Below are 10,488 nucleotides of genomic sequence, written 5' to 3'. Positions count from 1 at the left end.
GTTGCTGGCGTCGAGCAGCTCATTCATGAGGCGCTCGGCCATGGTCTTCTCGCGGCGCGAGCCGGCGTAGCTGACGAGCCAGCGCAGGGCCAGGGTGTTCTGGCGGACCGCGCGGACCTCGATCGGGACCTGGTAGGTCGCGCCACCGACGCGGCGGCTCTTGACCTCGATGGCCGGCTTGACGTTGTCGAGCGCGCGCTTGAGCGTGATGACCGGATCGGTGCCGGACTTCTCACGCGTGCCCTCGAGTGCGGCGTAGACGATGCGCTGGGCGACCTGCTTCTTGCCGTCGACCAGGACCTTGTTGATGAGTGAAGTGACGAGCTGGCTTCCGTAGACCGGATCAGTCTCGACGACGCGCTTGGGCGCGGGACCCTTACGAGGCATTACTTCTTCTCCTTCTTCGCGCCGTACAGGCTGCGGGCCTGCTTGCGACCCTTGACGGCCTGCGTGTCGAGGGCGCCGCGGATGATCTTGTAGCGCACACCGGGGAGGTCCTTGACGCGACCGCCGCGCACGAGCACGATCGAGTGCTCCTGCAGGTTGTGACCCTCACCGGGGATGTATGCAGTGACCTCGGTACCACTCGAGAGCTTGACTCGGGCGACCTTGCGGAGCGCGGAGTTCGGCTTCTTCGGGGTGGTGGTGTAGACGCGGGTGCAGACACCGCGTCGCTGAGGTGAACCCTTGAGCGCGGGGGTCGTCGTCTTGACGACCTTGCGCTGACGGCCCTTGCGGACCAGCTGGTTGATCGTGGGCACTACAAACTTCCTTCTTCTGACTGGTGTGAGCCATGAGTCGTGATGCACTCACCGCCGTGAAATCCGGCGGGATGCGTGCAACGGCCTGACTGGTGCAGGCACAGTCTCGAATACTACCGGCCCGCACCGCCATGGGACAAATTCACCGCCCGGTCGACCACGCCCCGGCCGCGGGCTACGGCGTCGTGGGCCCCTCGAACATCGCGACGGCGTCGTCCCCGTCGAACTCCAGACGGTGCCGGGACACCCGGTGCCACAGCCCGAGGTAGAGATCGGACGCCGTCCCGGTGACGGTCGTGTCCGCCTCCCGGGACGGGTGGAGCTGCAGCGGTGTGCCGTCGTCCGTGCCGGGACCGACGATCCACGTCTGGCCCACGTCGGTCGCGACGAGCCGGACCCGAGAGCGTACGTCCGGTCGTCGGCCGCGGGCCGTCATGCGGGGGAAGAACACCTGCAGCACCTCATCGATGCCGTCGGCGGCCAGGGCCGGGTCGACGGTCCACCGACCCTCGTCGAAGCCCAGCGCCTGTGCCGCGTCGACGGCGTGGACCGTCGTCTCGTGCATCTGCCGACGCGACCAGAACGCCGCGGTCTCGCCGAGGTGGGTGAAGTTGGGGACCGGCTCGTCGGGGCTGACGGCCTGGACCGCGCCCAGCAGGGCCGAGGCCGTGCGGGAGTACCACTCCGAGACCGGCTCCGTGACGAGCGGCTTGGGCTCGGGCAGGCGTTGACCGCTGAGCAGGATCGAGCCGGCCCAGCGGTGGATCGTGCCGAGGTGGACGGCCAGGTCGTGCACCGTCCAGCCCTCGCACGCCGGGACGGGCTCGTCCCCGGCGGACATCGCAGCTAGCTCGGCGAAGCGGGACGTCGCGGTGCCGAGCTCCAGCGCATGGTCCATGGTGGGCTCGTCTCCGGTCAGCGGTCGAGTATCTGGGCGAGATGTACGGCGGTCACGTCGACGAGGTCATCGAGCTGGGTCCTGCAGGAGAATCCGTCAGCGACAACGACGGCACCGGGTGCCGCGTTACGGATCGCGGGCAGGAGCTGTTGCTCCGCGACCGCGACCGACACCTCGTAGTGTCCCTTCTCGACGCCGAAGTTGCCCGCCAGGCCGCAGCAGCCGGACAGCCGCTCGATCGTGGCACCGGTCGCCCGCATCACCGCGAGGTCCGCCTCGAAGCCGAGCACCGAGGCCTGGTGGCAGTGCGGCTGGACGACGAGGCGCGTCCCGGTCAGGTCGGGCGCCTGCCAGCCTTCGGTCCGCTGCAGCACCTCGGCGAGGGTGAACACGCCGGCGGCGACGTCGAGGGCCCGCGGATCGTCGAGCAGCTCGACGGCGTCCGAGCGGAGCACAGCCAGGCACGACGGCTCGAGCCCCACGACCGGGACGCCGGCCGTGACATAGGGGTGCAGCTGGTCCACGGCGCGGGCGATCATGGTCCGCGCGGTGTCGAGCTGACCCGTCGTGATCCAGGTCAGTCCGCAGCACTGCGGCCGGCTCAGCACCTCGACGTCGTAGCCCGCGCCGTCCAGCACCCGCAGCGCGGCCTGGCCACCGTCGGTCGAGAAGTACTCCGTGAAGGAGTCGGCCCAGATGACGACCCGGGGCCGTCCGTCGGCGAGGACGGGCCGCGCCAGGCGGGAGAAGCGCCTCGTCGCGAAGGCCGGGAGGCTGCGCCGCTGGTCGACGCCCGCGACCCAGCGCGCGATCGAGCGCAGGCCCGGCGTCCGGAGCCCGAGGTTGGCGAGCCACGCGATCGGCGACGTCACCCGGGCCCAGAACGGCAGGCGGCCCAGGACGTAGTGGCTGCGGGGGCGGAGGCGGCCCTTGTACGACTGGTGCAGCACCTCGGACTTGTAGCTCGCCATGTCGATGCCGGTCGGGCAGTCGTTGAGGCAGCCCTTGCAGGACAGGCACAGGTCGAGGGCGTCGTGCACCTCCGGGGCGCGGAAGCCGCCCTTGACCAGGCGGCCGTCGATCATCTCCTGCAGGACCCGCGCCCGGCCGCGGGTCGAGTCCTTCTCGTCCCGGGTCGCCTGGAACGACGGGCACATGACGCCGTTCGAGCCCTGGTTGTCCGCGATGCACTTGCCGACGCCGGTGCACCGGTGCACGGCCTTGCCGAGGTCCCCCGCGTCGTGCAGCAGGCGTAGACCCAGCCGCCCGTCGAGGCGGCCGACGATGGACTCGGGGCCCCGCAGGTCCGCGTCGACGGGGCGGGGGCGGACGAGGACACCCGGGTTGAGCAGGTCGTCGGGGTCGAGGACGCCCTTGACGGCGCCGAACAGGTCGATCGCGTCGGCGGAGTACATCAGCGGGAGCAGCTCGGACCGCGCGCGACCGTCACCGTGCTCGCCCGAGAGCGAGCCGCCGTGGGAGGCGACGAGCCTCGCCGCATCGAACAGGAACGACCGGAAGACCTCGTGGCCGCCCGGCTCGTCGAGCGGGAAGTCGATGCGCACGTGGATGCAGCCGTCGCCGAAGTGCCCGTACGGGACGCCGTCGAGGCGGTTGGCGCGCAGCAGCTCGTCGAACTCGCGCAGGTAGGTCCCGAGCCGCTCCGGCGGCACCGCGGCGTCCTCCCAGCCCGACAAGGCCTTTCCGGGCAGGGTGCGGGTCGCGAGGCCGGCACCCTCCTCGCGGATGCGCCACAGGACCGCCTGCTCCGCGGCGTCGGTCACGACGCGGCTGTCGACGGCGGACGCCGCCCGGGACGCCCGGGTCACGGTGTCGGCGACCAGCAGCGGGTCGTCGCCGGAGATCTCGACGAACAGCCAGCCCTGGCCCCGCGGCAGGTCGGGCACGGAGCCCTTGTGCGTGCGGAACACGTCGACGATGCGGGAGTCGAGCCCTTCGCACGCCGTGGGCGCGAACGGCAGCAGCGCCGGGACGTCGTCGGCCGCGTCGGCCATCGACGCGTAACCCAGCACCAGGATCCGGCGGTGCGGCGGGTCCTGCACCAGGCGCACCGTCGTCGACGTCATCGTCGCGAGCGTCCCCTCGGTGCCGGCCAGGAACGTCGCGACGTCGAACCCGTTCTCGGGCAGCAGGTGCTCGAGGCTGTAGCCCGAGACCTGGCGGCCGAACGTGCCGAGCTCGGTGCGGATCGTCCCCAGTCCGCCGGCGACGACCTCGCGCAGGCGGTCGAGGGTCGGCGAGGCGGTCTGTCCGCCCGCCGTCAGGGACAGCTCCTCCCCCGCCATCGTCACGACGTCGAGCGCCACGACGTTGTCGGCGGTGCGGCCGTACGCCAGCGCGCGCGACCCGCACGCGTTGTTGCCGATCATCCCGCCGACCGTGCAGCGGGTGTGCGTCGACGGGTCGGGGCCGAACCGCAGGCCCAGCGGCGCCGCGGCCTTCTGCAGCACGGCGTGCACCGTGCCGGGGTCGACCCGTGCCGTGCGGGCCTCCACGTCGATGTCATGGACGCGGTTGAGGTGCCGGGTGAAGTCGATCACGACGCCCGTGCCGATCGCGTTGCCCGCGATCGACGTGCCGGCGCCGCGCGAGGTCAGGGGCGTGCCGGTCTCCCGGCAGGCGGCGATCGTCGCGAGGACCTCCTCGGTGCTGCGCGGCCGGACCACGACCTGCGGCACGACCCGGTAGAGAGAGGCGTCGGTGCTGTAGAGGGCCCGGGTCAGCGTCGAGTCGTCGACGTCCGTGACGCCCAGTCGGGCCAGCTCGGCAACGACGTCGGTCGTGACCGCGGTCGGCGCGATGGAGGAGCGCGTCACGGCTACCAGAGCTCGATCGACTGGTCGAGGATCGTCGCGACGGCGTCCTCGGTGACCTCGAGCGGGGCGGTCGCGAGCAGGCGCTGCTGCTTCATGGTGCCCTCGACCAGCGCGTCGATGTCGCCCTCGCCGAAGCCCACCGCCCCGATCCCGGACGGGATGCCGACGTCGCGCATGATCGCGGCCAGCACCTGCGGGAGGAACTCCGCCGCGTCGTCGGGGCGGGCGGCCCCCGGCGCGAGCAGCTCGGCCGCGCGGACGTGCCGCTCGGGGGACGCCTCGAACGTGTAGCGGAACGCGGCCGGCGCCGTCAGCGACACCGCCATGCCGTGCGGGACCAGCGCGTGGTCGCCGTCCTTGTCGAGCACTGGGTAGTCGGCCGGCCGGAAGTCACGGACCTGTCCGGCGATGGGGTACGCGTTGGCGTGCGGGATGTGGACACCCGCGTTGCCGAACCCCAGCCCGGCGAAGGTCGCCGCCATCGCGACCTCGGTCCGCGCCGCCAGGTCGTCGCCGTCGCGCACGGCCGTGCGGAACGATGCGGCCATCAGGCTGAGCGCCTTCTCCGACCACATGTCGGCGATGGGGTTGGAGCCGCAGTAGGGCACCCGCTCGTGGGCCTGCTTGCGCTCGTACGAGCCGTAGGGCCGTGCCGTGTAGCTCTCGAGCGCGTGGCACAGGATGTCCAGCCCCGACGCCGCGGTCACGCCGGCCGGCTGGCTCATCGTCAGCTCGGGGTCCACGACCGCGAACGTCGGACGCAGCCGCGCGTGGGAGATCCCGGTCTTGACGTGCTGGCTCACGACGTCCAGGACGCAGATCGTCGTGCTCTCGCTGCCGGTCCCGGTCGTCGTCGGGACCGCGATCAGCGGCAGGAGGGGGTTCTTCGGCGCGCGGGCCCGTCCGACGGGGGCGTTGACGTAGTCCATCAGCTCGCCCTCGTTCGTGACGAGCAGGTTGACCGCCTTGGCGGTGTCGATCGCGCTGCCACCGCCGACCGCGACGATCGCGTCGAACGGCCCCTCGGCCCGGGCGAACGCGATGGCCTCGTCGAGGCTCCGGTCGGTGGGCTCGACCCGCGTCCGGTCGAAGACGATCGTGTCGATCGACGCTGCGCGCAGCGACTCGGCGATCTCCTCGGGCGCCCCGGTCGCCGCGACGCCCGGGTCGGTCACGACGAGCACCCGCCGTGCTCCGAGCTGGCCGAGGTCGTGGCCCAGCTCATGGCGCGCACCGACGCCGAACTTGAGGCCCGGCGCCCCATAGGTGAAGACGGTCTCCGGGTGGCTCGGATGGAAGTTCGACATGTGCTTCTCCTTCGGGTGCGAACGGTGCCGAGACTAGCATGCTACTGCCGTGAGGAGGCGCTCCGACCGGGGACGTAGAGGTGTCCCCGCAGGCGGTCCGCCCAGGCGTCGTCGACCGCTGCGGCGTCGGGTGCCACCTGTCCCATCAGCAGCGACGCGGTGTGCACGAGGTGGCGCTCCATCCGGGCCCCTGCCTCCGCCGGGTCACCCGTCGCGATCGCCTCGACGATCGGTACGTGCTCGTCGAGGATCTCCGTCATGCCCCGTGACCGGTGCAGGGTCGAGGCGCCCCGGGTCTGGATGGAGTCGCGGAGGGCGGCGACCTCGTGCTGCAGCCGGACGTTGCCGAGGACGTGGCCGATCGCGTGGTGGAGGGCCCGGTCGTGACCCGTGAACGCGGCCTCGTCGCCGGCCTCGGCTCCGAGTCGCATCCCGTCGAGCTCGTCGGTCAGCGCCTTCACGTCGTCGGGGCCGGCGTGCGTGGCCGCGTAGGCCGCGGCCGGCACCTCGATCATGAGCCGCAGCTCGAAGACCGCCTGGACGTCGGCCACCGACACCCCGCGGATCCGGACCCCACGGTTGCGCTCGACCGTGACCAGGCCGATGTCCGCGAGCCGCAGGACCGCCTCCCGGACCGGGGTGCGGGACACCCCGAGCAGGTCCGCCAGCCGGTAGATCGAGTGCAGCGACCCCGCGGGGAACTCGCCGGTCAGGATCGACTCCCGGAGGGAGGCGAAGACCCGGTCCGTCGTCGTGGTGCGCGTCATCGTGACCGGTTCTCCCATCTGGATCCGGAGTCTTGGGAGGGAACGATATCGTGAGGTGCTGGTACGCGGGCGGCCGTCGGTGCGAGGCCCCTCCACGCTCCACAGAGAATCCGCCCGTCGACGGGCCCGACGAGGGGAACACATGAAGTCTCGGACCACAGCGGCGCTGCTCTCGGTGCTGACGCTCGTGGCGCTGGCCGCGTGCGACGGTGGCAGCGGTCAGCAGGATCCGAGCCCCGCCACGTCCGTGGGCGCCGTCCGCACTCCCCCGCCCGACCTCTCCGAGCACGAGTCCGGCCCCGAGAGCCCCATCGCGTACGGCCTGTTCGTCCCGCAGGGGGCGACCCAGCTGGGGCCGCTCTTCCGCTACCGCAGCCACCGGCTGATCGAGGCCTACCGACCCGAGCTCGAGGCCGCCGAGGCGCAGAGCGAGGCCGTCAAGGCCGACAAGCTCGCCCAGGACGAGGCCAACGGCACCCCGGCACCGTCGCCCACGCCGACCCCGACGCCCACGAGCCGCCCCAGCGACGACTCGTTCAAGATCCTCGACGAGACACCCCGACCGGACACCACGATCTCCCTGATGCGGATCGACGGCGCTCCGTCCGACGTCGTGCGGCGGATGCTCGCCCAGATCGACGCGGCCCTGCCCGAGGCTGGCGTCGAGCTCGACGACCTGTCGGCGTACTGCACGTCGAAGGAGCGCCGGATCACCGCGTGCGAGTTCTCGGCCCGCGGCGAGACCGAGGGCAGCCGCGACATCCGGGTCACGATGCGGGTCGACCCGGGCCGGCTCTCGGACCGCACCTCGGCTCCCGCGACGCTGGGCAAGCCGGTCATGCAGGTCACGGTCCAGTTCGTCGGCGAGCCTCGCGCCGGCCAGCTCGCCCGCGAGACGGGCTCCCTGGACAACATCGCCGAGATCGACCCGCTGACCGAGACCTCCGGGCTGATCTGGCCCAAGATGGACGAGGACGCCCCGCCCACGACGAAGCTCGTCGACGGCTGGGTGGCCCCGACGTCCACGACGCTGATCCTGAGCGGGTTCAAACCGCAGTTCGCGACCGTCAGCACCCGGGGAGCCGCCCTGGCCGACCAGGTCGCGCTGGCGTACGTCAAGTCCCACAGCCGCACGGGGCGCACCAGCAAGGACGTCGCCGAGGACCTCAACTCGGTCAGCACGACCTACACCGCGCGGACCGCGGACGGTGGCATCGCGCGGGCGGTCAACATCCTGTCGGCCCGCGGCAACTACACGGCCCTGTTCTACACACCCGCGGCGAAGTGATCCACGCGCTCGATCGCGTGCACGACCATCGGGAGCACCGGGCCGATCGCTGACCCGACGTCCACGATCGGGACCCACCGGGCGATGTCGGTCGTCCCGCCGATCTCGACGACGTGCGGCTCCACCGTGAGGTCGGCGTCCACGGCGTACAGCAGGTGGACGCCGTGGTAGTCCTCGTAGACGTCACCGCGGCCGGTGTCGACGACGTGGACGTCGTGGACGTCGACGAGACGCACGGCCCGCGCCTCGAGCCCGGCCTCCTCGTACAGCTCCCGTCGCACGGCGTCGCCCGGCGACTCGCCGTGGTCGACCCCACCCCCGGGGAGCGTCCAGTGGCCGGCTGGGAAGCCGATCGGCGAGATCCTGGTCAGCAGGATCATGTCGTCGCGGACCAGCACGGCATACGCCCCGAGACGTTGTGTGCGTGACGGTTCTGGCACTGGTCCTCCACAGGTCGGATTGGTCTCAGGCTATTAGGATCGGCGGTGATGAGCTCACTCGACCCACTCCCGGTGGCCACGACTCCGCCCAAGGAGCGCGTGGCCTACCTGGACAACGCCCGCTACTGGGTCATGCTGCTGGTCGTGATCGGGCACTCCCTGACCGAGCTCGTCGTGATGGACTCGGCCAAGGGCGTCTACACGTGGATCTACGCGTTCCACATGCCGTTCTTCATCCTCATCTCGGGCTACACCGCCCGGCACTACGTCGGTGACTTCCGGCAGATCCGGCGCATTGTCAGCACCCTGATCGTGCCGTACCTCCTCGTCGAGACGAGCCTGCAGCTCATCACGAAGCACTACGACGGCAAGCCCACCCATCTCATGATCCTGTCGCCGCAGTGGCTCGGCTGGTTCCTCGCGGCCCTGTTCATCTGGCGCATCACGACGCCGATCTGGCGGGCCCTGAAGTACCCCATCACGACGTCGATCGTGATCTCGTTGCTCGCCGGCCTGATCGAGATCCCCAACGTCCTGGCGCTGCCCAAGGTCCTCGCCCTGTTGCCGTTCTGGGTCATCGGGCTGCACATGAACCGCGAGCTGTTCATGAAGCTCGGCGACTGGCGCATCCGGGTCGCGTCGGTCCTCCTGCTCGCCGGGTCGTTCGTGATCTGCCAGGTGTACGCCCACGGGTGGGAGACCCAGTGGCTGCTGTGGAAGGACCGCTACGAGGAGGAGCCGCTGACCGCCGGGCCGTGGGAGGGCATGATGACCCGCGGCGAGCTGCTGCTGGTCGGCGCGGCGCTGACGTTTGCGACGCTGTCGCTGATCCCCCGCTCGCGGTCGATCACGACGGTGCTGGGCGGACGTACGTTCTACTGCTACCTGCTGCACGGCTTCGTCATCATCTGGCTCGACCGCCAGTTCGACCTGTGGCAGAAGCTCGAGCAGTACGGAGCCCTGTCGGTCGTCGGCTGCATGGTGGTCGCGGTGATCGCCGCCAACCTCCTGATGACCAAGCCCGTCGCGACGCTGTTCCGGCCCCTGTTCGAGCCGCGCCTGACGTGGCTGTTCCGGGAGGCCGAGCCGCCGTCGGTGCGGGTCCCGGCGGCCTCGCTCGAGGCCGAGCAGATCCGCCCGGCCAAGGCGCCATGACCCGGCGGCCCGCGCGACTCGCCACCCTGCTCGCCGCCGTCCTCTCGATGGCCGGCTGCTCGGGTGCGTTCTCGGCGTCCGACGACGGGGCGCCCGAGGACACGGGTGCCCTGGTCGGCCAGACGTGCGCCGACCTCGTCGTGATCGGCGCACGGGGTTCGACCCAGGCGCTCGATCGCAACTTCGGTGTCGGCACCGAGGTACGCCGCACGGTCACGGAGCTGACCCGCCGGTTGCACGCCCGGGGAGACACCACGGTCCGGCTCGAGGCGGTCCGCTACGACTCCGCGGCAGCCTCGTCACTCGCGGCGTACCAGTCGCACGTCGACACGGGGGCGGCGATGGTGTCGTCGCGGCTCGAGTCGCTGTCCCGGTCCTGCCCCGACACCCGCTTCGCGCTCGTCGGGTTCAGCCAGGGCGCGCAGGTCCTCCACACCGCGACGGTCGCCGTGCCGCGCGACCTGGCCCGCCGCATCCCGCTCGTCGCGATGATCGCCGACCCGCGCCGCAACCCCGCCGACAAGATCGTCCAGTGGTCCTACGCGCCGAGGCCCACGACCGGCAACGGCCGCCTCGGCTCCGGCGCGCCGATCGACCCCGACTTGCGCGCGGCCGCCATCAGCCTGTGCGTCGAGGGCGACGAGATCTGCAACGACCAGGGCGCTCCCGGCGGGCCGCCGTCGGACACCCACAAGTACTTCTACCAGAAGCCGGCCTCGGTGCGCGCCACCGCCGAGCAGCTCGACCAGGTCCTGCGCCGCAACGGCCTCTGAGTCCCGGATCCCGTTGCCCTACGGACGACGAAGCCCCCGGACCCTGACGGGTCCGGGGGCAACGCTCAGTGCTGACTACTTGTCGTACGACGTGAAGTCGAAGTCATCGAGCTGCACCGGCGCGGAGTCCGGGGCGCCGAAGCCGTAGTCGTAGTCGCCGTAGCCGGTGACGGCGTAGGCGGCCTGACGGGCCTCCTCGGTGGGCTCGACCCGGATGTTGCGGTAGCGGTCGAGACCGGTACCCGCCGGGATGAGCTTGCCG

Annotated in this window: 11 protein-coding genes; 3 read left to right on the top strand and 8 right to left on the bottom strand. The window is 71.3% G+C overall.

The window, feature by feature from the left end; translation table 11 throughout:
• The 6 genes from rpsG to JWQ91_RS07150 form a co-directional block, all read right to left on the bottom strand.
• The coding region (gene rpsG, locus JWQ91_RS07175) for a 30S ribosomal protein S7 (protein WP_297782177.1) at nucleotides 1–387 on the bottom strand (387 nt) is incomplete at its 3' end.
• Nucleotides 387–761: a 30S ribosomal protein S12 gene (gene rpsL, locus JWQ91_RS07170; RefSeq protein WP_056606137.1), complete on the bottom strand. Its 375-nt coding sequence runs from the start codon at nucleotides 759–761 to the stop codon at nucleotides 387–389. The genes rpsL and rpsG, both read right to left, overlap by 1 nt.
• 175 nt (nucleotides 762–936) lie before the next feature.
• Nucleotides 937–1,659: a maleylpyruvate isomerase family mycothiol-dependent enzyme gene (locus tag JWQ91_RS07165; protein WP_297782176.1), complete on the bottom strand. Its 723-nt coding sequence runs from the start codon at nucleotides 1,657–1,659 to the stop codon at nucleotides 937–939.
• Nucleotides 1,660–1,676: 17 nt separating this feature from the next.
• Nucleotides 1,677–4,496, bottom strand: a complete 2,820-nt coding sequence (locus JWQ91_RS07160) for an FAD-binding and (Fe-S)-binding domain-containing protein (protein WP_297782175.1) — start codon at nucleotides 4,494–4,496, stop codon at nucleotides 1,677–1,679.
• Nucleotides 4,497–4,498: 2 nt separating this feature from the next.
• Nucleotides 4,499–5,803: a hydroxyacid-oxoacid transhydrogenase gene (locus tag JWQ91_RS07155; protein WP_297782174.1), complete on the bottom strand. Its 1,305-nt coding sequence runs from the start codon at nucleotides 5,801–5,803 to the stop codon at nucleotides 4,499–4,501.
• A gap of 41 nt (nucleotides 5,804–5,844) precedes the next feature.
• The gene (locus tag JWQ91_RS07150; RefSeq protein WP_297782173.1) at nucleotides 5,845–6,570 is read right to left on the bottom strand and encodes a GntR family transcriptional regulator; all 726 of its coding nucleotides are present in this window, start codon (nucleotides 6,568–6,570) and stop codon (nucleotides 5,845–5,847) included.
• A 142-nt stretch (nucleotides 6,571–6,712) separates the two neighbouring features.
• Here JWQ91_RS07150 and JWQ91_RS07145 point away from each other — a divergent pair, with 142 nt between their 5' ends.
• Nucleotides 6,713–7,858: a hypothetical protein gene (locus JWQ91_RS07145; protein WP_297782172.1), complete on the top strand. Its 1,146-nt coding sequence runs from the start codon at nucleotides 6,713–6,715 to the stop codon at nucleotides 7,856–7,858.
• Here JWQ91_RS07145 and JWQ91_RS07140 read toward each other — a convergent pair.
• Complete coding sequence (locus JWQ91_RS07140; protein ID WP_297782171.1) at nucleotides 7,837–8,298, bottom strand: NUDIX domain-containing protein; 462 nt, start codon at nucleotides 8,296–8,298, stop codon at nucleotides 7,837–7,839. The genes JWQ91_RS07145 and JWQ91_RS07140 overlap by 22 nt on opposite strands.
• Before the next feature lie 48 nt (nucleotides 8,299–8,346).
• Between JWQ91_RS07140 and JWQ91_RS07135 the strand changes: the two genes are divergently transcribed.
• Together JWQ91_RS07135 and JWQ91_RS07130 are read left to right on the top strand one after the other, a co-directional pair.
• Nucleotides 8,347–9,453, top strand: a complete 1,107-nt coding sequence (locus JWQ91_RS07135; protein WP_297782170.1) for an acyltransferase family protein — start codon at nucleotides 8,347–8,349, stop codon at nucleotides 9,451–9,453.
• Nucleotides 9,450–10,226, top strand: coding sequence for a cutinase family protein (locus tag JWQ91_RS07130; RefSeq protein WP_297782169.1), 777 nt, complete (start codon nucleotides 9,450–9,452; stop codon nucleotides 10,224–10,226). Before JWQ91_RS07135 ends, JWQ91_RS07130 begins: the two co-directional genes overlap by 4 nt.
• A gap of 75 nt (nucleotides 10,227–10,301) precedes the next feature.
• Here the strand turns inward: JWQ91_RS07130 and JWQ91_RS07125 are convergent.
• Nucleotides 10,302–10,488, bottom strand: a 187-nt coding sequence (locus JWQ91_RS07125) for a hypothetical protein (protein WP_297782168.1), incomplete at its 5' end; no start/stop codon positions are given.

It is taken from the genome of Aeromicrobium sp., from assembly GCF_025965075.1.
Taxonomy (GTDB): Bacteria; Actinomycetota; Actinomycetes; order Propionibacteriales; family Nocardioidaceae; genus Aeromicrobium.
This window is presented reverse-complemented; position numbering and strand designations above follow the sequence as displayed.

What these genes read in the sequence shown, in the direction of transcription:
- JWQ91_RS07135 (WP_297782170.1), top strand. Translation starts at nt 8,347, where the DNA reads ATGAGCTCACTCGACCCACTCCCGGTGGCCACGACTCCGCCCAAGGAG.
- JWQ91_RS07145 (WP_297782172.1), top strand. Translation starts at nt 6,713, where the DNA reads ATGAAGTCTCGGACCACAGCGGCGCTGCTCTCGGTGCTGACGCTCGTG.
- JWQ91_RS07155 (WP_297782174.1), bottom strand. Translation starts at nt 5,803, where the DNA reads ATGTCGAACTTCCATCCGAGCCACCCGGAGACCGTCTTCACCTATGGG.
- JWQ91_RS07165 (WP_297782176.1), bottom strand. Translation starts at nt 1,659, where the DNA reads ATGGACCATGCGCTGGAGCTCGGCACCGCGACGTCCCGCTTCGCCGAG.
- JWQ91_RS07150 (WP_297782173.1), bottom strand. Translation starts at nt 6,570, where the DNA reads ATGACGCGCACCACGACGACGGACCGGGTCTTCGCCTCCCTCCGGGAG.
- JWQ91_RS07130 (WP_297782169.1), top strand. Translation starts at nt 9,450, where the DNA reads ATGACCCGGCGGCCCGCGCGACTCGCCACCCTGCTCGCCGCCGTCCTC.